The 20,815-nt window shown below is 72.7% G+C and carries 24 protein-coding genes; 20 read left to right on the top strand and 4 right to left on the bottom strand.

The window, feature by feature from the left end:
• Nucleotides 1-13: 13 nt before the first annotated feature.
• The 3 genes from ACIQAC_RS01160 to ACIQAC_RS01150 form a co-directional block, all read right to left on the bottom strand.
• Nucleotides 14-754 carry an LON peptidase substrate-binding domain-containing protein gene (locus tag ACIQAC_RS01160; RefSeq protein WP_402185857.1) on the bottom strand — a complete coding sequence of 247 codons (741 nt, stop codon included), beginning with the start codon at nt 752-754 and terminating at the stop codon, nt 14-16.
• Between the two features lie 11 nt (nt 755-765).
• Entirely contained in the window at nt 766-1,833 is a 1,068-nt protein-coding gene (locus tag ACIQAC_RS01155; RefSeq protein ID WP_402185855.1) for a hypothetical protein, read from the bottom strand.
• A gap of 309 nt (nt 1,834-2,142) precedes the next feature.
• The gene (locus ACIQAC_RS01150) at nt 2,143-3,726 is read right to left on the bottom strand and encodes an oxidoreductase (RefSeq protein ID WP_402185854.1); all 1,584 of its coding nucleotides are present in this window, start codon (nt 3,724-3,726) and stop codon (nt 2,143-2,145) included.
• A gap of 235 nt (nt 3,727-3,961) precedes the next feature.
• Between ACIQAC_RS01150 and hisD the strand changes: the two genes are divergently transcribed.
• The 11 genes from hisD to ACIQAC_RS01095 all read left to right on the top strand — a co-directional run bounded on the left by hisD (nt 3,962) and on the right by ACIQAC_RS01095 (nt 13,064).
• Nucleotides 3,962-5,302, top strand: a complete 1,341-nt coding sequence (hisD, locus tag ACIQAC_RS01145; RefSeq protein WP_402185853.1) for a histidinol dehydrogenase — start codon at nt 3,962-3,964, stop codon at nt 5,300-5,302.
• On the top strand, nt 5,299-6,423 hold the full coding sequence (locus tag ACIQAC_RS01140; RefSeq protein WP_402185852.1) for a histidinol-phosphate transaminase: 1,125 nt from the start codon (nt 5,299-5,301) through the stop codon (nt 6,421-6,423). The genes hisD and ACIQAC_RS01140 overlap by 4 nt, the downstream gene beginning before the upstream one ends.
• Nucleotides 6,420-7,013: an imidazoleglycerol-phosphate dehydratase HisB gene (gene hisB, locus ACIQAC_RS01135; RefSeq protein ID WP_362757493.1), complete on the top strand. Its 594-nt coding sequence runs from the start codon at nt 6,420-6,422 to the stop codon at nt 7,011-7,013. The genes ACIQAC_RS01140 and hisB overlap by 4 nt, the downstream gene beginning before the upstream one ends.
• Entirely contained in the window at nt 7,010-7,174 is a 165-nt protein-coding gene (locus ACIQAC_RS01130; RefSeq protein WP_402185851.1) for a hypothetical protein, read from the top strand. The genes hisB and ACIQAC_RS01130 overlap by 4 nt, the downstream gene beginning before the upstream one ends.
• Nucleotides 7,165-7,812, top strand: a complete 648-nt coding sequence (hisH, locus tag ACIQAC_RS01125) for an imidazole glycerol phosphate synthase subunit HisH (protein WP_402185849.1) — start codon at nt 7,165-7,167, stop codon at nt 7,810-7,812. The genes ACIQAC_RS01130 and hisH overlap by 10 nt, the downstream gene beginning before the upstream one ends.
• A gap of 4 nt (nt 7,813-7,816) precedes the next feature.
• On the top strand, nt 7,817-8,542 hold the full coding sequence (priA, locus tag ACIQAC_RS01120; protein WP_402185847.1) for a bifunctional 1-(5-phosphoribosyl)-5-((5-phosphoribosylamino)methylideneamino)imidazole-4-carboxamide isomerase/phosphoribosylanthranilate isomerase PriA: 726 nt from the start codon (nt 7,817-7,819) through the stop codon (nt 8,540-8,542).
• Nucleotides 8,539-8,934, top strand: coding sequence for a Rid family hydrolase (locus ACIQAC_RS01115; RefSeq protein ID WP_402185845.1), 396 nt, complete (start codon nt 8,539-8,541; stop codon nt 8,932-8,934). Before priA ends, ACIQAC_RS01115 begins: the two co-directional genes overlap by 4 nt.
• Nucleotides 8,931-9,686, top strand: coding sequence for an imidazole glycerol phosphate synthase subunit HisF (gene hisF / locus ACIQAC_RS01110; protein WP_402185844.1), 756 nt, complete (start codon nt 8,931-8,933; stop codon nt 9,684-9,686). Before ACIQAC_RS01115 ends, hisF begins: the two co-directional genes overlap by 4 nt.
• A gap of 88 nt (nt 9,687-9,774) precedes the next feature.
• A complete protein-coding gene (locus ACIQAC_RS01105; RefSeq protein ID WP_402185842.1) occupies nt 9,775-10,980 on the top strand; it encodes a cytochrome P450 in 1,206 nt (401 codons plus the stop codon).
• Between the two features lie 95 nt (nt 10,981-11,075).
• Nucleotides 11,076-11,666: an ArsR/SmtB family transcription factor gene (locus tag ACIQAC_RS01100; protein WP_402185840.1), complete on the top strand. Its 591-nt coding sequence runs from the start codon at nt 11,076-11,078 to the stop codon at nt 11,664-11,666.
• 12 nt (nt 11,667-11,678) lie between these two features.
• Complete coding sequence (locus tag ACIQAC_RS01095; RefSeq protein WP_402185839.1) at nt 11,679-13,064, top strand: MFS transporter; 1,386 nt, start codon at nt 11,679-11,681, stop codon at nt 13,062-13,064.
• A 3-nt stretch (nt 13,065-13,067) separates the two neighbouring features.
• Here ACIQAC_RS01095 and ACIQAC_RS01090 read toward each other — a convergent pair whose 3' ends face one another.
• Entirely contained in the window at nt 13,068-13,703 is a 636-nt protein-coding gene (locus tag ACIQAC_RS01090; RefSeq protein WP_402185837.1) for a TIGR03085 family metal-binding protein, read from the bottom strand.
• Between the two features lie 83 nt (nt 13,704-13,786).
• On the opposite strand from ACIQAC_RS01090, the gene hisI reads away from it, so the two are divergent.
• The 9 genes from hisI (at nt 13,787) to trpA (ending at nt 20,756) form a co-directional block, all read left to right on the top strand.
• On the top strand, nt 13,787-14,188 hold the full coding sequence (hisI, locus tag ACIQAC_RS01085) for a phosphoribosyl-AMP cyclohydrolase (RefSeq protein ID WP_402185836.1): 402 nt from the start codon (nt 13,787-13,789) through the stop codon (nt 14,186-14,188).
• 11 nt (nt 14,189-14,199) lie between these two features.
• Nucleotides 14,200-15,687: an anthranilate synthase component I gene (locus ACIQAC_RS01080; protein ID WP_402185834.1), complete on the top strand. Its 1,488-nt coding sequence runs from the start codon at nt 14,200-14,202 to the stop codon at nt 15,685-15,687.
• Between the two features lie 52 nt (nt 15,688-15,739).
• Complete coding sequence (locus tag ACIQAC_RS01075) at nt 15,740-16,390, top strand: TIGR02234 family membrane protein (protein ID WP_402185833.1); 651 nt, start codon at nt 15,740-15,742, stop codon at nt 16,388-16,390.
• Nucleotides 16,391-16,550: 160 nt separating this feature from the next.
• Entirely contained in the window at nt 16,551-16,832 is a 282-nt protein-coding gene (locus ACIQAC_RS01070; protein WP_402185831.1) for an HGxxPAAW family protein, read from the top strand.
• Between the two features lie 97 nt (nt 16,833-16,929).
• Nucleotides 16,930-17,373, top strand: a complete 444-nt coding sequence (locus ACIQAC_RS01065; protein ID WP_402185829.1) for a DUF2752 domain-containing protein — start codon at nt 16,930-16,932, stop codon at nt 17,371-17,373.
• Nucleotides 17,374-17,550: 177 nt separating this feature from the next.
• Nucleotides 17,551-18,360 (top strand): indole-3-glycerol phosphate synthase TrpC, encoded by an 810-nt coding sequence (gene trpC / locus ACIQAC_RS01060; RefSeq protein ID WP_402185827.1) that lies wholly within the window; start codon nt 17,551-17,553, stop codon nt 18,358-18,360.
• 21 nt (nt 18,361-18,381) lie between these two features.
• The gene (gene trpM, locus ACIQAC_RS01055; protein WP_402185825.1) at nt 18,382-18,579 is read left to right on the top strand and encodes a tryptophan biosynthesis modulator TrpM; all 198 of its coding nucleotides are present in this window, start codon (nt 18,382-18,384) and stop codon (nt 18,577-18,579) included.
• Between the two features lie 78 nt (nt 18,580-18,657).
• On the top strand, nt 18,658-19,944 hold the full coding sequence (gene trpB, locus ACIQAC_RS01050; protein WP_402185823.1) for a tryptophan synthase subunit beta: 1,287 nt from the start codon (nt 18,658-18,660) through the stop codon (nt 19,942-19,944).
• Complete coding sequence (gene trpA / locus ACIQAC_RS01045; protein WP_402185821.1) at nt 19,941-20,756, top strand: tryptophan synthase subunit alpha; 816 nt, start codon at nt 19,941-19,943, stop codon at nt 20,754-20,756. Before trpB ends, trpA begins: the two co-directional genes overlap by 4 nt.
• Nucleotides 20,757-20,815: the final 59 nt, after the last annotated feature.

The raw sequence follows: 20,815 nt of genomic DNA, 5'->3' as shown, positions 1-20,815 counted from the left end.
CCCGGATCCGTGGTCAGTTCAGGCTCGTCGGGCCGCGCGTCAGCTCCGACGCCGGCAGGGACGGCAGCGTACGGATGATCGCGGTCTCCGCGCGAAGGAGTTTCAGCTCGTCGCGCAGCCGGGACGCGGTGTCGGGCGCATGGAGCAGCCGCTGCTTCGTCGGCGTGTCCAGCATCATCGCGGCGGCCACGAGGTACGAGACGACGGCCGGTTCGTCCGGCAGGTCGGCGCCGCTCGCCAGCGACCGCTCACGCGCCCCGGCCAGCCGCTTCTGGTACTGCCGGAACGCCCGCAGCACCCCTTCCGCCAGCGCCCCGGCCTCGTCGCCCGGGTCTTCGGTCAGCAGCTCGAGCTCGGCGGTCAGGAACGGTCCCGACGTGTCCACGGACAGCAGCTTGACCCGGTTCGTCCCGGTCGCGAGGACCTCGAACGTGCCGTCGGCCCGCTCCCGGATCGTCGCCGCGTCGGCCACACATCCCACGGCGTGGAACGCCTTCACGGGGTCGGCGCCGAACCCCGCCGCGGGCCCTCGGTCGGGCACGGCGGTCGGATCCGGCATGCCGGGTGAGCTGGGGGCCACCTCGTGGCCGTCGCGGATCGCCAGGACGGCGAACCGGCGCGGTTCCTCCTCGGGCGTCTTCAACAGCGTGCGCATCATGGCGCGATAGCGCTCCTCGAAGACGTTGAGAGGAAGCACTAGCCCCGGGAACAGCACCGAGTTCAGGGGGAAGAGCGGGAGCCGGACGGTGGTCACGCCGCAGAAGCCTAGTGGTCGGAGCGGTGGGCGCGTCCGCCGTGCCCACCTGATGGATGTGCGGAATGCGGCCGGGCGGCTCCCGCGGGGGCCGCGCGCAGCTCTCTGCGGGCCAGCAGGAACAGGCCCAGCGGGTCGTCCGTGCCCGGGTGCCGGGGGAAGAACTCGGCGCCCCGGTCCCACGGAAACGTCGTGGCGTACGGGCCGATGAGCCGCAGCTGGTCCAGTGCGTCGGCGCGCCGGTCCAGCCGGATCAGGACGTACGCGAGCACGTTGCGGATCTCGGCGGGCCACGGGTCGGCCGGCGCGAGACGCGCCGAGAGGTCGATCGCGCGGTCGGCGGCGGCGTCCAGCCGGGCGCGCGGCACGGCCTCGCCGCAGCCGTCGGAGAGATAGCCGAGGGCGGCGCGCACCGGCAGCGCCTGGACCAGCGAGCCGGGCGGGGCGTCGTCGGCGGCGGGCTCGGCGAAGTCGAAGCAGGCGCGGTGCGAGCCGTGCCAGTAGGCGGCCAGGTACTTCAGGGCGGCGACATGGCAGCCGTAGTGGTGCGGCGAGCGGCGGACCGCCTCCGTCCACAGCCGCTCGAACTCGGCGTGCCCCGCGTTCGCGCCCCGCGCGTGGTCCAGGCCGAGCCGCCACGGCACCGGGTCGTGCGGCACGGCCTCGGCGGCGGCGTCGATCAGCGGGCTCACCGAGGCGAGGAGTTCGACGCGGGCGGGGGAGAGCCAGGCCCTGCCCACCGCGAGGTGCGCGGCGACCAGCAGGGCGTCGGGGTCGCGCGGCGCGGCGGCCCGCCAGTCCTCGAACCACTCGGTACGCGCGTGGGCGAAGGCGGCGAGACGGCGGGCGTAGCGGTCGCGGTTCTCCCACTCGGCGTCCTCCCGGGTGCCGGCCAGCAGCCGGGCCACCGGTTGCCACTCGCCGCGCGCGGCCGCGACCAGCGCCGGGCCGAGCCGGTTGTCGGGAACGTCGAGCAGCACCTCGTCGTCGGCGGGAAGTCCGGCGGGGAGGTGCTCGGTGCTCCGGGCGATCCGGGCACCCCGCATAAATGGGGGCAGCAGAGCCATGGTGTCGACCATTGAAAGTCGGCGGCTCGGGCGCGCGCCAGCCCCTCCACAGAACCTCCGGAAAGTTGTACGCGCTGGGGTCAAGGCCGGGTAAAGGCGGCTGATCGCTGTCCGGCGTGCGCGGGGCGGCGCCGCCCCACGCACAACTTTCACACCGGCGGTCACATCGGTGCCGCCCCGGCACCGGCGTCTCAGCCCCGCCTCCGCTCCGGCACCGGTGTCAGCCCCGCCCCCGCTCCGGCACCGGTGTCAGCCCCGCCCCCGCCCTGGCACCGGCGTCTCAGCCCGCCCCCGCCGCGCCCCGGCGCCCGCCCCGGCGTCTCAGCCCCGCCGCAGCAGCCGGGTGGCGCCCGCGGCGACCGTCGTCGCCAGGATCCAGCCGAGGAGGACGAGGGCCGCCGCCAGCCACTGCCAGCCGCCGTGCAGCTGCCAGTACGCGACATGGCCCAGGTCGATCACCGGCAGCAGCAGGTCCAGGGCGAACAGGGTCGGGTTCCACGGCGGGTCGCCGGCGCTCTCGCCGACGGCCGGCTTCCCGGCGTACGCGAAGGCGACCGAGCCCGCCGCCCACAGCACCGCCATCCACACCGCGGCCCGCCCCGGCCGGTAGCCGTAGGCCACCGTGACGTCCTGCACGATGCCCCAGAGCTTCGCGGCCGGCGGCAGCGTCTCGCGGCGGCGGCGCTGCTTGGCGAGCAGCACCTCGCGGGCGTCCTCGTCCTCGCCACCGTTGCGCAGGACGGCCGCCAGCCGCTCGTACGGCTCCGGGCTGTACTCGGCGGTCGCGGCGGCCACCCAGTCCAGCCGCTCGGCGAGCGGGAAGGGGCCCTGCGGCACGAGGTTCTCGTAGGCGAAGCCGCCCATGTGCAGATTGCCGGGTCCCGGCCAGGCGCTCGCGCGGTCCACGAGGTTGACGACCCGGGCGCCGGACAGCACCACCTTGCCGCGCTCCGGCCGCTCCCCGAGGAACCGCAGTTCGGGCACCTGCACGCGGCGCAGCGACAGTTCCTGGTCGTCGGTGAAGGTGAACCGGGCCCGCTCCATGTCGACCGCGTCGCCGAACCGCCCGTCGTCCAGGCGCACCCCGCCCCGGCACTCGAAGCGCTGGATCCGGGTGCCACGCGCCGGGGTCCGCCCGCTGAGCTGGACGCCGCCGCCGACGCCGGCCGGCGTCAGGTACAGGGTCCGCTCGACGGTCAGCCGGGGCGCGTTCAGCGCCAGCCGGGAGTACGGGTTGATCAGCCGGGCGCCGCGCAGGCTCAGCGAGACGCCGACGGTCGCGCTGCGCAGGCTCAGCTCGCCGTGCGACTCCAGCATCTCCGCCTGTAGGTCCTGGCCCACGGTCATACCGTCGGCGGCGATCGAGCGGCCGCTGCGGTCGCGGTACACCACGGCCTGGCTGAGCAGCAGATCGGTGCCGATGTGCGCGTCGGAGAGCCGGATGCCGTTGTGGAAGCGGCAGCGCGGCAGATGCAGATCGCCCTCGGTGTGCAGCCGGGCCGCCTCCAGGCGGGGCACCGAGCAGTCCACCAGGCGTACGGTCCTGAAGCGCGCCTCCGGCAGCAGCACCTCCCGGTCGAACCGGCAGCCGCGCAGCTCGACGTACGGCTCGACCGCGCCGCCCGCGAGGTCCAGCGTGCCGCTGATCCGCACCCCGGTGAGCTTCAGCGCGGCGACCCGGCCGGCGAGCGCGGGCGGGCCGTCCAGGAGCAGCCAGCACACGATGCGGGCCCGTACCGTCCGCCCCGGCCCCCAGGGGTGGCCGCCGTGCGGATCGTCGACGACGGTGTCGCCGCTGCTCAGGTCGTACTCGGTGCCGTTGCGGTAGGCCTGCCACATGCCGGCCTCGGTCGCGGTCAGATCGTCCGGCAGGTCTCCGTCCCGGATGCCGGCCCCCTCGCTCACGGTGTCCTTCCTCCCCGTTTCCTCGTGTGCCTCATGGGTTTCGTACAACCGTTCATGCCCGCTGAGTGACGCCTCGAACGCGGAAAGTGAAGGGGATCTTCCGCAAGCCCGGACCGGCTGCCCGGCGGCCGGTGTCACCCATGGCCAGCGGTCTGTATCACCCGTGCCCCGCGGTCTGTATCACCGTTTGATACGCGCGGACGTCGCCCCATCCCGGTCTGCGAGAATTGGGGGCGTGCTGCTCTCTTCCTACCTGGCCCGAATCGATCTGCGCGGCGACGCCCTCCCGGAGGGTCCCGCCCTGCGCGACCTGCTGCCCCGAGCCGACTTCGACGTTGCGGCCGCCCTGGAGAAGGTGCGGCCCATCTGCGAGGCCGTGCATCATCGGGGCGACGCGGCGCTGATCGACTTCGCCGAGAGGTTCGACGGCGTCCGGCTCGACCGGGTGCGGGTGCCCGCCGAGGCGCTCGACAAGGCCCTCGCGGAGCTCGACGCGGACGTGCGCGCGGCCCTGGAGGAGTCCATCCGGCGCGCCAGGATCGTCCACCGCGAGCAGCGCCGCACCACCCGCACCACCCAGGTCGTGCCCGGCGGCTCGGTCACCGAGAAGTGGGTCCCGGTCGACCGCGTCGGGCTGTACGCGCCGGGCGGCCGGTCCGTCTACCCCTCCTCCGTGATCATGAACGTGGTGCCCGCGCAGGAGGCGGGTGTCGAGTCCGTCGCGCTCGCGTCCCCGGCACAGGCCGAGTTCGACGGCCTGCCGCACCCGACGATCCTCGCCGCGTGCGCGCTGCTCGGCGTCGACGAGGTGTACGCGGCCGGCGGCGCCACCGCCGTCGCGATGTTCGCGTACGGCACCGAGTCCTGCCCGCCCGCCAACATGGTCACCGGCCCCGGCAACATCTGGGTCGCCGCAGCCAAGCGCTACTTCACCGGGAAGATCGGTATCGACGCGGAGGCCGGCCCGACCGAGATCGCGGTCCTCGCGGACGCCACGGCCGACCCCGTGCACGTCGCCGCAGACCTGATCAGCCAGGCCGAGCACGACCCGCTCGCCGCCGCCGTCCTCGTCACCGACTCGCCCGAACTCGCGGACGCGGTCGAGAAGGAGCTGGTGACACAGGTCGCGGCGACCAAGCACATCGACGACCGGATCGTCCCGGCCCTCAAGGGCAGGCAGTCCGCGATCGTCCTCGTCGACGGTGTCGAGGAGGGCCTCAGGGTCGTCGACGCGTACGGCGCCGAGCACCTGGAGATCCAGACGGCGAACGCCTCGGCGGTGGCCGACCGGGTGCGCAACGCGGGCGCGGTCTTCATCGGCCCCTGGGCGCCCGTCTCCCTGGGCGACTACGCGGCCGGCTCCAACCACGTCCTGCCCACCGGCGGCTGCGCCTGCCACTCCTCGGGGCTGTCCGTGCAGTCGTTCCTGCGCGGCATCCACATCGTCGACTACACGCGGGACGCGCTGGCCGAGGTCGCGCGTCACGTGGTGACCCTGGCGGAGGCGGAGGACCTGCCCGCGCACGGCGCGGCGGTCAAGGCGAGGTTCGAGTGGAAGGTTCCCGAGAGCAAGTGAGCGGCAATCCGTCTTCGTCCGTCCGGGACGAACTCCCCGTCCGGGACGAGCTGCGGGGCAAGTCCCCCTACGGCGCGCCCCAGTTGGACGTCCCCGTACGGCTGAACACCAACGAGAACCCCTATCCGCTGCCCGAGGAGCTGGTCGAGCGGATCGCGGAGCGGGTGCGCGACGCGGCCCGCAACCTCAACCGCTACCCCGACCGGGACGCGGTCGAACTGCGCACCCGGCTCGCCCGCTACCTCACCGACACGGCCGGCCACGAGGTGGGCCTCGCCAACGTGTGGGCGGCCAACGGCTCCAACGAGGTCATCCAGCAGCTGCTCCAGACCTTCGCCGGGCCCGGCCGCACCGCCATCGGTTTCGAGCCGTCGTACTCGATGCACACCCTGATCGCGCGCGGCACCGGCACGGGCTGGATCTCCGGCCCGCGCAAGGACGACTTCTCCATCGACGTCGCCGCGGCCACGAAGGCGATCGCCGAGCACCGGCCCGACGTCGTCTTCGTCACCACCCCCAACAACCCCACCGGCACCGCGCTCCCGCGCGAGACCGTGATCGCGCTGTACGAGGCCGCGCAGGCGGCGAAGCCGTCGATCGTCGTGGTCGACGAGGCCTACGTCGAGTTCAGCCACGGCGACTCGCTGCTGCCGCTGCTCGAAGGCCGCCCGCACCTCGTCGTCTCGCGCACGATGTCGAAGGCGTTCGGCGCCGCGGGCCTGCGCCTCGGCTATCTCGCCGCGCACCCGGCGGTCGTCGACGCCGTCCAGCTCGTACGGCTGCCGTACCACCTGTCGGCCGTCACCCAGGCGACCGCGCTGGCCGCCCTGGAGTACACCGACACCCTGCTCGGCTACGTCGAGCAGCTGAAGACCGAACGGGACCGGCTGGTCTCCGAACTGCGCGCCATCGGCTACGAGGTCACCGCGTCCGACGCGAACTTCGTGCAGTTCGGGCGGTTCGAGAACGCCCAGGAGGCGTGGCGGAGCATCCTCGACCGGGGTGTCCTGGTCCGGGACAACGGCGTACCGGGGTGGCTGCGGGTCACCGCGGGCACGCCGGCCGAGAACGACGCGTTCCTGGACGCGGTCCGTGAGTTGCAGAAGGAGCACAAGGCATGAGCCGCGTAGGACGCGTGGAGCGCACGACCAAGGAGACGTCCGTCCTGGTCGAGATCGACCTCGACGGCACCGGCAAGGTCGAGGTGTCGACCGGGGTCGGTTTCTACGACCACATGCTCGACCAGCTCGGCCGGCACGGTCTGTTCGACCTGACCGTGAAGACCGAGGGCGATCTGCACATCGACTCGCACCACACCATCGAGGACACCGCCCTCGCCCTCGGCGCCGCCTTCAAGCAGGCGCTCGGCGACAAGGTCGGCATCTACCGGTTCGGCAACTGCACGGTCCCGCTGGACGAGTCGCTCGCCCAGGTCACCGTCGACCTCTCCGGCCGCCCCTACCTCGTGCACACCGAGCCCGAGAACATGGCGCCGATGATCGGCGCGTACGACACCACGATGACCCGGCACATCCTGGAGTCCTTCGTCGCGCAGGCGCAGATCGCGCTGCACGTCCACGTGCCGTACGGCCGCAACGCGCACCACATCGTGGAATGCCAGTTCAAGGCGCTCGCCCGCGCCCTGCGCTACGCCTCGGAGCGCGACCCGCGCGCCGCCGGAATCCTCCCCTCCACGAAGGGCGCCCTGTGAACGGCACCTCCACCCTGCTGATCGTCGTCGGCCTGTTCCTGGCCGGCGGCATCTACTCCTTCGCCAAGCAGAAGATGCCGAAGGGCCTGATCGTGCTGCTCTCCATCGGTGCCGCGATGTGCCTGGTGGCGGGGGTCCTCCGCCTGGAGGTGTGGAATTGAGCGCCGGCAGGAGCGTCGTCGTCTTCGACTACGGCTTCGGCAACGTGAGGTCGGCCGAGCGGGCACTGGCCCGCGCGGGCGCCGAGGTGGAGATAACCCGCGACTTCGACAAGGCCATGAACGCGGACGGTCTGCTGGTCCCCGGTGTCGGCGCGTTCGCGGCCTGTATGAAGGGCCTCAGGGACGCGCGCGGTGACTGGATCATCGGCCGCCGGCTCGCCGGCGGCCGCCCCGTGATGGGTATCTGCGTCGGTATGCAGATCCTCTTCGCGCGCGGGATCGAGCACGGTGTGGAGACCGAGGGCCTCGACGAGTGGCCCGGCTCGGTCGAGCCGCTCCAGGCGGAGATCGTCCCCCACATGGGCTGGAACACCGTCGAGACCCCGGCCGGCTCCGAGCTCTTCGCCGGCCTGGACGCGGACGCCCGCTTCTACTTCGTGCACTCCTACGCCGTCCACGACTGGTCCCTGGAGACCACGAACCCGGCGCTGCGCGCGCCGCTCGTCACCTGGTCGACGCACGGCAAGCCGTTTGTGGCCGCCGTGGAGAACGGCGCCCTGTGGGCCACCCAGTTCCACCCCGAGAAGTCCGGCGACGCCGGCGCGCAGCTGCTCACCAACTGGATCGGAACCCTGTAGAGACATGGCCAAGCTCGAACTCCTCCCCGCCGTAGACGTCCGTGACGGCCAGGCCGTCCGCCTCGTGCACGGCGAGTCCGGCACCGAGACCTCCTACGGCTCGCCGCTGGAGGCCGCCCTGGAGTGGCAGCGCTCGGGCGCCGAGTGGCTGCACCTGGTCGACCTGGACGCCGCGTTCGGCACCGGCGACAACCGGTCGCTGATCGCCGAGGTGACCGGCGCGATGGACATCAAGGTGGAGCTGTCCGGCGGCATCCGCGACGACGACACCCTCGCCGCCGCGCTCGCCACCGGCTGCACCCGCGTCAACCTCGGCACGGCCGCCCTGGAGACCCCGGAGTGGGTCGCCAAGGTCATCGCCGAGCACGGCGACAAGATCGCGGTCGGTCTCGACGTACGCGGCACGACCCTGCGCGGCCGCGGCTGGACCCGCGACGGCGGCGACCTCTACGAGACGCTGGAGCGCCTCAACAACGAGGGCTGCGCGCGGTACGTCGTCACGGACATCGCGAAGGACGGCACCCTCCAGGGCCCCAACCTGGAACTGCTGCGCAACGTGTGCGCGGCGACGGACCGCCCGGTGGTCGCCTCCGGCGGTGTGTCGTCCCTGGACGACCTGCGGGCCATCGCCGGGCTCGTGGAGCAGGGCGTCGAGGGCGCCATCGTCGGAAAGGCGCTGTACGCGAAGGCGTTCACCCTGGAAGCGGCCCTTGAGGCAGTGCGGTCATGAGTGACGTACGCCGGGTGCAGAGCGGCAGCCCCTGGGAGGAGGCCTTCGGCTTCGCCCGCGCGGTGGCGGCCGGCGACCGGGTCGTCGTCGGCGGCACCACGTCCTTCAAGGGTGACGTGCTGTACGGCGAGGGCGATCCGTACGAGCAGACGCGGGTCGCGATCGCCAACGCGCTCGCGGCGATCGCCGGGTTCGGGCTCGGCCCCGAGTCCGTCACCGCCGTACGGCTGCTCCTCACCCACGCGCGCGACGTCGACGAGGTGGGCCGGGCGCACAAGGAGGTCTTCGACTCCGTGCGCCCGGTGATGACCATGGTGGTCGTCTCCGGCTTCGTCGACCCGCGCATCCTGGTCGAGGTGGAACTGGAAGCCTTCCGAGGAGCCCCCGCATGACGCTGGCCGTAAGGGTCATCCCCTGCCTGGACGTGGACAACGGCCGGGTCGTCAAGGGGGTCAACTTCCAGAACCTGCGCGACGCCGGCGACCCCGTCGAGATGGCGAAGGTCTACGACGCCGAGGGCGCCGACGAGCTGACCTTCCTGGACATCACCGCCTCGTCGGGAAACCGCGAGACGACGTACGACGTGGTGCGCCGCACCGCCGAGCAGGTGTTCATCCCGCTGACCGTGGGTGGCGGTGTGCGCACCGCCGACGACGTGGACAGGCTGCTGCGGGCCGGCGCCGACAAGGTGGGCGTCAACACGGCGGCCATCACCCGCCCCGAGCTGCTCCGGGAGATCGCGGAGCGCTTCGGCCGGCAGGTGCTGGTCCTCTCGGTGGACGCGCGGCGCACCGAGTCCGGATCCTTCGAGGTGACCACCCACGGCGGCCGCAAGGGCACCGGCATCGACGCCGTCGAGTGGGCGCACCGGGCCGCCGAGCTGGGCGCGGGCGAGATCCTGCTCAACTCGATGGACGCGGACGGCACCAAGGACGGCTACGACATCGAGATGATCGAGGCGGTCCGCCGGCACGTCACCGTCCCGGTCATCGCGTCCGGCGGCGCCGGACGGCTCGCCGACTTCGCCCCGGCCGTCACGGCGGGCGCGGACGCGGTCCTCGCCGCCTCGGTGTTCCACTTCGGCGATCTGCGCATCGGCGAGGTCAAGCAGGCACTGCGGGAGGCGGGCCACCCGGTCCGCTGACATCGGCCAACGGGCCGGAAAACGACGTTGGCCCCCCGCGGTCACTGGGTAGGCGTGCCAGAGCTACCCATGAAGCGGGGGAACCATCATGGCGGTCCGGCCCATCGTCGACCTCTTGCAGCTCAGCCCTGATTTCGTACGCGATCCCTATCCCGTCTACGCGCGGCTGCGGGCCGACGGGCCCGTCCACCACGTGCGCGCACCGGACGGCGAGGAGCTGTGGCTCGTCGTCGGCCACGAGGCCTGCCGGACCGCCTTCACCGACCCCCGGCTCAGCCGGGCGTGGATGCAGTCCGGGGACATCGGGCAGATCGTCAACACCGACCAGGACCAGCCCGCGCTCGCGCACATGCTGATGTCCGACCCGCCGGACCACACCCGGCTGCGCCGGCTCGTGGCACGGGAGTTCACCCCGCGCCGGATCGAGGCGCTGGCCCCGCGCATCCAGCAGATCACCGACGAGCTGCTCGACACGATGCTCGCGGCCCCGGAGCGGCGCGGCGACCTGATCGCCTCCTTCGCCTTTCCGCTGCCGATGACCGTCATCTGCGAACTGCTCGGGGTGCCCGGCATGGACCGTGAGGCGTTCCGCCGCTGGTCCAACGAGATGGTGGCGCGCAGCAGCCCGGAGGCGGAGGGGCTCGCCTACCAGGAGACCACCGAGTACCTGCGCGAGCTGATCGTCGCCAAACGCAGCAGCCCCGGCGAGGACCTGCTCAGCGCGATGATCCACGCCGTCGACGAGGGCGGTGACCGGCTCTCGCCCAACGAGCTGATCGGCATGTCCGTCCTGCTGCTCATCGCCGGCCACGAGACCACGGTCAATCTGCTCGGCAACGGGCTGCGCGCCCTGTTCGCACACCCCGCCCAACTCGCCGCGCTCCGCGCCGACCCGGGGCTCCTCGACGGGGCGATCGAGGAGATGCTGCGCTACGACGGCCCGGTGGAGGCCTGCACCGACCGGCTCGCCCTCCAGGACGTGGGGATGGGCGGCACGGTGATCCCGGCGGGCTCCACCGTGCTGATCGTGATGGCCGACGCCGACCGCGACCCGGCGCGCTTCGACGACCCGGACCGCTTCGACATCCGGCGCGACGCCCGGGGCCACATCGCCTTCGGACACGGCCTGCACTACTGCCTGGGCGCGCCCCTGGCCCGGCTGGAGGGCCGGATCGCGCTCCGCACGCTGCTCGAACGCTGCCCCGACCTCGCGATGGACGCGGACGAGGCACAGCTGCCCTGGGTGCCCGGACTGCTGATCCGGGGTGTGCGGGAGCTGCCCGTGCGCTGGTGACGGCCCGGGACGGGTGCGTCGGTCGACCGTAGGAGCGAAAGGAAAGTTGCGCAAAATTTGTTGCGCAACTTTTCTTTCGTATCTACGGTGAGGGTATGACGGAGAAGGAGCACAACCGCCGGATCACCGATCTCGGCACCCTCAAGGCGCTGGCGCATCCGCTGCGCATGCGGCTCTACCGGGGACTCACCGTGGCCCGGGTCGCCACCGCCTCGCAGCTCGCCGAGCAGGTCGACGAGGCCGTCTCCCTGGTCAGCTACCACCTGCGCAAACTCGCCGAGCACGGGCTCATCGAGGAGGCCGAGCCGCGCAGCGGGGACGGCCGCGAGCGCTGGTGGCAGCCCGCCTCGGACGGCGTCACCATCCGCGACGAGGACTTCCGCGACGCTCCGGAGAAGGCGGCCGTCCACACGGCGGCCAGCCGGCTCTTCTTCGACCAGCGCGCCGACATGTACCGGCGCTTCCTCGACGAACGCACCACCTGGCCGCCGGCGTGGGCCGCCGCCCAGGAGTCGTCCGAGTCGACCCTGCGCCTGACGCCGGATGAACTCGCCGAACTGGTCGCCGAGATGCGCGACCTCATGCGCCGCTACGAGGAGCGGGCCCGCGCGGCCGAGGCCGCCGGCGACTCCGCGGGCCGGGAGAACGTCGCCGTGCACACGAACGCCTTCCCGTTCCGGCTCTGAGAGGCCGCCCCCATGGCAACGACCGCCACGGTCACCCCGCCCGTCGCCCCGGCCCCGCCCGCCCACCGCGACGCCAACGTCCTGCGCTGGCTCACCGCCTACACCGCCTCGATGATCGGCGACAGCGTCTACTACCTCGCCCTGTCCTGGGCCGCCGTCCAGGCCGGTTCACCGTCCCAGGCCGGTCTGGTCGTCGCGGTGAGCGCCGTACCGCGGGCGCTGCTGATGCTCGGCGGGGGAGTGCTCGCCGACCGGCTCGGACCACGCCTGGTCGTCATCGGCAGCGACGCGGTGCGCTGTGTCGCGGTGCTCGCGGTCGCGGTCCTGCTCTTCCTCACCAGCCCCGGCCTGTGGCCGCTGGCCGCGCTCGCCCTGGTCTTCGGCACCGTCGACGCCGTGTTCCTGCCCGCCGTGGGGGCACTGCCCGCGCGGATGACGAGCAGAGGGCAACTCGCGCGCGTGCAGGGCATGCGGGGCCTCGGCATCCGCTTCGCGAGCGTGGTCGGCGCACCACTCGGCGGCCTCGCGGTCGCGGTCGGTGGCGCCGCGGGCGCGTTCGCCCTCGCCGGACTGCTCATCGCGGTCTCGGTACCGCTGCTGGTCTCCGTACGCACGCGCGAGCTGCCCGCCGACGACCGGGAAGCCGCCAAGGGCACCGCGTGGAGCGACCTCAAGGGCGGCCTGGCCCACATCCGGCACCACCGGGTGCTCGCCCCGCTCATGCTGGCGATAGCCCTCGGCGACCTCGGCTTCGTCGGCCCGCTCAACGTCGGCCTCACCCTGCTCGCCGACGAGCGCGGCTGGGGCGCGTCCGGCATGGGCTGGGTGCTCGCCGGGTTCGGCGTGGGCGCCGGTACGGCCTCACTGCTGCTCACCGTACGAGGCGGCCTTCCGCACGCCGGCCGGGTGGCGGGGTACACGATCCTCGCCGGGGCGGTGGCCATCGGTGCCCTCGCGCAGGTGCCCAGCGTTCTCGCGGCGGCCGGCGTGGCCCTGCTCGTCGGGCTGCTGGCCGGCCTCAGCGGCGCCCTGTGCGGGGCCCTGATCCAGACCCAGGCCGACCCCGCCTGCCTGGGCCGCGTGACCGCCGTCTCCGGCCTGGTCAGCCTCGGCTTCGCACCCCTGAGCATGCCGCTGTCCGCCGCCGCGATCGGCGTCTGGGGCACCGGACCCGTGTTCGCGGTCAGCGCGGCGGTGTGCGGGCTGGGCGGGGTGATCGCCCTGTGCGTGCCGGGCCTGCGCCGCGCGGAACTCCCGAAGTGGGACGCGGGGGAACTCCCGAAGCGGGACCGGGCCGAGCAGGACTCGCCCGAGCTCCCTGAGCAGGACTCGCCCGAGCTCCCTGAGCAGGATTCGCCCGAGCTCCCTAAGCAGGGCGCGGCCGAACTCCCGAAGTAGGACTCAGATACCGAGCTGTTTCGCCTGCCGCAGCTTGGCGACGGCGTTCTCGTCGCCGTCCAGGTCCACCTTCGCCGCGCTCTTGCGGCCGTAGGAGAAGAGCAGCAGCTCCGAGGGCTCGCCGGTCACCGTGACGACCGGGGCGCCGCGGTGGGCGACCGCGGTCTGGCCGTCGGGGCGGCGCAGCACCACACCCGTGGGCGCGGAGCGGCCCATCAGGCGGGCCGTGCGCTCCAGACGGGACCACAGGGCGTCCTGGAAGACCCCGTCCAGCTCCCGGGGCGCCCAGTCGGGCCGGGCGCGGCGGACGTCCTCGGTGTGGACGTAGAACTCGACGGTGTTGGACGCCTCGTCGATCTGCTTGAGGTTGAAGGGCGAGAAGCGCGGCGGGCCGGTCCGGATGAGCTGGATCAGCTCCTCGTACGGCTTCGCGGCGAACTCCTCCATCACCTTCTCCAGCCGCGGCGCGAGCTGCTTGATCATGATGCCGCCCGCGGCGTCGGGGCGGCGCTCGCGCACCACCACGTGCGCGGCGAGATCACGGGTGACCCACCCCTCGCACAGAGTCGGGGCGTCCGGACCGGAGGTTTCCAAGAGATCGGCGAGCAGAAGCCGTTCACGCTTGGCGAAGGTCGACATACAGCCAGCGTACGACCGGGGGCCCGGTCCGCCCAGTGGACACGTGACCGGGGCTGTCGGTGGCGCGCGGCACAATGGGCGGCATGACCAGTACGCCCCGCCGGCCCAGCCGACTGGATCCCGAGATCGCCGCCCGCCTCAGGCGCAGCGGCGACGGACTCCTGCCCGCCATCGCCCAGCAGTACGACACCGGTGAGGTGCTGATGCTGGGCTGGATGGACGACGAGGCGCTGCATCGCACCCTGACCACGGGCCGCTGCACGTACTGGTCGCGCAGCCGCCAGGAGTACTGGGTCAAGGGCGACACCTCCGGCCACTTCCAGTGGGTGAAGTCGGTCGCGCTGGACTGCGACGCCGACACCGTCCTCGTCCGGGTCGACCAGGTCGGCGCCGCCTGCCACACCGGCACGCGCACCTGCTTCGACGCCGACGTGCTGCTCAAGGACGGCGGCGCCGGTTCCGGCGCACCGGCCGCGGATCAGTAGGGTCGGCCGCCATGGACCTCGAGACGTTCCGCAAGCTCGCCGGCGACCGCCGGGTCATCCCGGTCACCCGCAAGCTCCTCGCCGACGGCGACACCCCGGTCGGCCTCTACCGCAAGCTCGCGGCCGAACGCCCCGGCACCTTCCTCCTGGAGTCCGCGGAGAACGGCCGCACGGCGTTCAAATGGTCTCGGTACTCCTTCGTCGGCGTCCGCAGCGCCGCCACCCTCACCGAGCGGGACGGCCACGCCCACTGGCTCGGCACCCCGCCGGTCGGCGTCCCCGTCGACGGCGACCCGCTCGCCGCCCTGCGCGCCACCATCGAGGCCCTGCACACCCCCCACCAGGAGGACCTGCCGCCCTTCACCGGCGGCATGGTCGGCTACCTGGGCTACGACATCGTGCGCCGCCTGGAGAAGATTGGCCCCGGCGACCGGGACGACCTGAGGCTGCCCGAGCTGACCATGCTGCTCACCAGCGACCTCGCCGTCATGGACCACTGGGAGGGCTCGGTCCTGCTGATCGCCAACGCGATCAACCACAACGACCTCGACACCGGCGTCGACGAGGCCCACGCGGACGCCATGGCCCGCCTGGACGCCATGGAGGCCGACCTCACCCGCGCGGTCGCCCAGCCCCCGGCGACCCTGCCGCCCTCCGAACTGCCGCCGTACACCGCCCTGTGGGGCGGCCCCGACTTCCAGGCGGCCGTCGAGGACATCAAGGAGCGCATCCGCGCGGGCGAGGCCTTCCAGGTCGTCCCCTCCCAGCGCTTCGAGACCCCCTGCACGGCGAGCGCGCTGGACGTCTACCGGGTCCTGCGGGCCACCAACCCGTCGCCGTACATGTACCTGTTCCGCTTCGAGGGCTTCGACGTCGTCGGATCCAGCCCGGAGGCGCTCGTCAAGGTCGAGGACGGCCGCGCGCTCGTCCACCCCATCGCCGGCACCCGGCACCGCGGCGCCACCCCGCAGGAGGACCAGGCACTCGCCGACGAACTGCTCGCCGACCCCAAGGAGCGCGCCGAGCACCTGATGCTCGTCGACCTCGGCCGCAACGACCTGGGGCGCGTGTGCGAACCCGGCTCCGTCGAGGTCGTCGACTTCATGTCCGTAGAGCGGTACTCGCACGTGATGCACATCGTCTCCACCGTCACCGGCCGGATCGCGGCGGGCCGCACGGCGTTCGACGTCCTCACGGCCTGCTTCCCCGCGGGCACCCTGTCCGGCGCCCCCAAACCGCGCGCGATGCAGATCATCGACGAGCTCGAACCCTCCCGCCGCGGGCTGTACGGCGGCTGTGTCGGCTATCTCGACTTCGCCGGCGACTCCGACACTGCCATCGCGATCCGTACGGCCCTGCTGCGCGACGGCACGGCGTACGTGCAGGCCGGGGCCGGCATCGTCGCCGACTCCGACCCGCTCGCCGAGGACACGGAGTGCCGCAACAAGGCGGCGGCGGTCCTGCGCGCCGTCCACACGGCGAACCGGCTCGCACAATAGGGCGCTTCTCACGTGAACCCCGGGTGACGCCGGACGGGGGTGGCAGGCGATAGTGGAGTACGTGACTGCTGTTCCTCACCCCCGCACCGTGGCCGTCGGCTCCTTCCGGGCCGGCCGGCTCAGCCTCGCCCTCGCCCTGGGCTTCGGCGCGCTCGGCGCGGCCGTGGCGCTGCTCGCCACCCGCCAGGAGTGGTCGGCGGGCACCGCGACCGTGGCCGGCGGCGACTTCCCGCTGACCGCCTCCGGCAGCGATGTCACCGGCGTGCCCGCGGCGCTGGCCATAGTGGGCCTCGCCGCGCTGGTCGCCGTCTTCGCCGTCCGCCGCGCCGGCCGCTTCGCGGTCGCCGGTCTGCTCGCGCTCTCCGGCGCCGGCACCGTCGCGGCCGCCCTGCTCGGCGCCTCTGACAGCACCGCGCTCGACGAGAAGGCCGCCCAGGCCTCCGGCGACACCTCCGCCACCGTCGACGCGCTCACCCACACCGCCTGGCCCTACGTGGCGGCCGTCGGCGGTGTGCTGATCCTGCTGGCCGGCCTGCTCGCCCTGCGCTACGGCCGCCAGTGGCCCGCGATGTCCGGCCGCTACGAACGCAACGGCGCGCCCCGCCCCCGCCGGGCACCCACCGTCGACCCCGACCGCCCCGAGGACCTCTGGAAGGCCATCGACCGCGGCGAGGACCCCACGACGGGCACGGACCGCCAGTAGAGCGCCGGGCCGGTGGGCCGTTCGTCCGGGGCGAAGGTCCCGATGTGGTGAACGGGACACACGTCCGACGCGACCCCCGCTCACGGCACACACGCGCGTGCGGGACAATGGAACACGAGCGTCAGGCTCAGGACACGCACACAGCAACGAGGAGCAAGCAATGGCGGGCAGCAGCCACGGTCACGGTCACACCCCGGCCGCCTGGACGGGTGTCATCATCGCCTTCATCGGTTTCTGCGTGGCGGGCGCCTTCATGGTGATGGACCAGCCGCTGGGCTTCTGGGGCGGCATGGCGATCATCGTCCTCGGCGGTGTCGTCGGCGGCGTCATGCGCCTGATGGGCCTGGGCCTGCCGAAGGCCGAGCCGCTCGCGATGGTGCCGGGCGCGGCCAAGAGCAAGCCCGCGGTCACCACCCGCGAGCCGGTCGGCGCCGAGAGCTGACCTCCACGACTTCCGGGGGCGGGCCCACTGCCGGGTCCGCCCCTTGGTGCGTCCGCGCGTCCCGCCCTTGGTGCGTCCGGGCTTTCCGCGCGGCACAATGCGAGGCGTGACCGCCGACAACCCGCACGCGACCCCCGCCGGCCCCACCGCGGCCAGGCGGCTCGCCGTGCCCCTGGGCCTGCTCACGGCCGTGGGCGCGGCCTTCGCGTACGTCGGCGCCGTCGACCCCAACGAGCCCGGCCACTACCCCGCCTGTCCGCTCCTCCAGGTCACCGGCCTCTACTGCCCCGGCTGCGGCGGCCTGCGCAGCGCGTACGCCGTCGCGCACGGCGACCTCGCGGCGGCCTTCCAGGCGAACGCGGCGGCCGTCCTCGGCTACGCCTTCTTCGCCGTCGTATGGACCGTCTGGGTGGTTCGCGCGGCGCGCGGCCGGCCGATGCGGGTCGATCCGCACCCGGCGTGGCTGTGGTCGGCGGGCGCCGCGCTGGCCGTTTTCTCGGTTGTCCGGAACCTTCCGTTCGGTGGCTGGTTGCATCCTTGATCATTCAGGGAACGTCCAGGTAGTGGGAACGGCGTCAACCGGATTCGAGGCCTACGCCCCGCTACGGATACCATCGCAGTGACCACCGGTTTTCGTCCGCCGGCCGACCGGCCGCGAGGACGAGGGATCGAAGCCCAAGCGCCGGAACAGCCAACCGTCTGGAAGGGGGCCGCTCGCGTGAGTGTGCTCGACGAGATCATCGACGGAGTCCGTGCCGACCTCGCGGAGCGGCAGGCGCGCGTCAGCCTCGACGAGCTCAAGGAGCGCGCGGCGAAGGCTCCCGTCGCCAAGGACGGTGTGGCCGCGCTCCGGGGCGAAGGCGTCAAGGTCATCTGCGAGGTCAAGCGCTCCAGCCCCTCCAAGGGTGCGCTGGCCGCGATCGCCGACCCGGCCGGACTCGCCGCGGACTACGAGGCGGGCGGCGCGGCCGTCATCTCCGTCCTCACCGAACAGCGCCGCTTCGGCGGTTCGCTCGCCGACCTGGAGGCCGTCCGCGCCCGCGTGGACATCCCGGTCCTGCGCAAGGACTTCATCGTCACGTCGTACCAGCTGTGGGAGGCGCGGGCCTACGGCGCCGACCTCGCGCTGCTGATCGTCGCCGCCCTGGAGCAGTCCGCCCTGGAGTCGCTCGTCGAGCGCGCCGAGTCCATCGGGCTCACCCCGATCGTCGAGGTCCACGACGAGGACGAGGTCGAGCGCGCGATCGACGCGGGCGCCAAGGTCATCGGCGTCAACGCACGCAACCTCAAGACGCTCGAGGTCGACCGCGGCACGTTCGAGCGGGTCGCCCCCGAGATCCCGGACGGCCTCGTCAAGATCGCCGAGTCCGGAGTCCGCGGCCCCCACGACCTGATCGCCTACGCCAACGCGGGCGCCGACGCCGTCCTGGTCGGCGAGTCCCTCGTCACCGGCAAGGACCCCAAGACCGCGGTGGCCGACCTGGTGGCGGCGGGCGAACACCCGGCACTGCGCCACGGCCGCGGCTGATCTCCCGCTAGGCTGACCCCGATGACTCTCACCGTGACCACCGTGGACCGCTACGCCCGTCTGGCGCGCGGCTGCCGCCCGAGGGGCTGCCGCGCTCCCGCGAGGCGTGTCCACGGTCGCCGCGTGCGGTACGTCATCGGTGACGAGCCCGGCCAGGTGAACGGCCGCCGATGGCAGCGCCCCTTCAGGGGCGCGGGGAACTACGCGACAAGCCACTGACGGCCCGCGGTCAACATCTGATCTCCGCCCCCACGGCGAATTAGTGTCTTTTCCACACACTCACCGTGAGGCTCACCCATGCCCAGCAACTTCTTCATCCCCGACCCACAGGGTCAACTCCCCTCCGCCGAGGGCTACTTCGGCGCCTTCGGCGGAAAGTTCATCCCCGAGGCCCTGGTCGCGGCCGTCGACGAGGTCGCCGTCGAGTACGACAAGGCCAAGCACGACCCCGAGTTCGCCCGCGAACTCGACGACCTCCTCGTCCACTACACCGGCAGGCCCAGCGCCCTCACCGAGGTCCCCCGCTTCGCCGCGGAGGCCGGCGGCGCCCGTGTCTTCCTCAAGCGCGAGGACCTCAACCACACCGGCTCGCACAAGATCAACAACGTCCTCGGCCAGGCCCTGCTCACCAAGCGCATGGGCAAGACCCGCGTCATCGCGGAGACCGGCGCCGGTCAGCACGGCGTCGCGACGGCCACCGCCTGCGCGCTCTTCGGTCTCGAATGCACCATCTACATGGGCGAGATCGACACCCAGCGTCAGGCCCTGAACGTGGCCCGCATGCGCATGCTCGGCGCCGAGGTCATCGCCGTGAAGTCCGGCAGCCGCACGCTGAAGGACGCCATCAACGAGGCCTTCCGCGACTGGGTCGCCAACGTCGACCACACCCACTACCTGTTCGGTACGGTCGCCGGCCCGCACCCCTTCCCCGCCATGGTCCGCGACTTCCACCGCGTCATCGGCGTCGAGACCCGCCGCCAGCTCCTGGAGCGCGCCGGGCGCCTCCCGGACGCGGCCGTCGCCTGTGTCGGCGGCGGCTCCAACGCCATCGGCCTGTTCCACGCCTTCATCCCCGACACGGACGTACGCCTCATCGGCTGCGAACCCGCCGGGCACGGCGTCGACAGCGGCGAGCACGCGGCCACCCTGACCGCGGGCGAGCCCGGCATCCTGCACGGTTCGCGGTCCTACGTCCTCCAGGACGAGGAGGGCCAGATCACCGAGCCGTACTCGATCTCGGCCGGTCTGGACTACCCGGGCGTCGGCCCGGAACACTCCTACCTGCGCGACAGCGGGCGCGGCGAGTACCGCGCGGTCACCGACGACGCCGCGATGCAGGCCCTGCGGCTGCTGTCGCGGACCGAGGGGATCATCCCGGCGATCGAGAGCGCCCACGCGCTGGCCGGCGCCCTGGAGGTCGGCCGGGAGCTGGGCAAGGACGCGCTGATCGTCGTCAACCTGTCGGGCCGCGGCGACAAGGACATGGACACCGCCGCCCGCTACTTCGGCCTGTACGACACCGACGCCGAGGTCGCGGCGGACGCGGACACGGACACCGCGGAGATCGAGGGGGACGCCAAGTGAGCGGCAACATCCAGCTGTTGACGGACACCCTCGCCGCCGCGAAGGCGGAGGGCCGGTCCGCGCTGATCGCCTATCTGCCGGCCGGGTTCCCGACCGTGGACGGCGGCATCGCGGCGGTCAAGGCCGTCATCGACGGCGGCGCCGACGTCGTGGAGGTCGGGCTGCCGCACAGCGACCCGGTCCTCGACGGCCCGGTCATCCAGACCGCCGACGACATCGCGCTGCGCGGCGGTGTGAAGATCGCCGACGTGATGCGGACCGTCCGCGAGGCCCACGCGGCCACCGGGAAGCCGATCCTCGTCATGACGTACTGGAACCCGATCGACCGCTACGGCGTCGAGCGGTTCACCGCCGAACTCGCCGACGCGGGCGGCGCGGGCTGCATCCTGCCCGACCTGCCGGTGCAGGAGTCCGCACTGTGGCGCGAGCACGCCGAGAAGCACGGGCTCGCCACGGTCTTCGTGGTCGCGCCCAGCAGCAGGGACGAGCGGCTCGCGCGGATCACCGCGGCGGGCTCCGGCTTCGTCTACGCGGCCTCGCTGATGGGCGTCACCGGCACCCGCGCCTCGGTCGGCGCACAGGCGCAGACCCTGGTGGAGCGCACCCGCGCCACCACCGAACTCCCGGTCTGTGTCGGCCTCGGCGTCTCCAACGCCGCCCAGGCCACCGAGGTCGCCGGCTTCGCCGACGGCGTGATCGTCGGCTCGGCCTTCGTCAAGCGCATGCTGGACGCGCCCGACGACGCGGCCGGCCTGGTGGCGGTCCGGGAACTCGCGGCCGATCTCGCCAGGGGCGTGCGCGGACAGGCGTAGGGCACCGGTACAACGGACCGGACATTTCGTACCAGGTCACTCGAACGGGTGGACCTGGG

This window comes from Streptomyces sp. NPDC088387 (assembly GCF_044753385.1).
In the GTDB taxonomy this organism is placed as follows: domain Bacteria; phylum Actinomycetota; class Actinomycetes; order Streptomycetales; family Streptomycetaceae; genus Streptomyces.
The sequence above is the reverse complement of the archived record's forward strand: the minus strand, read 5'-3'. Positions and strand labels throughout refer to the sequence as shown.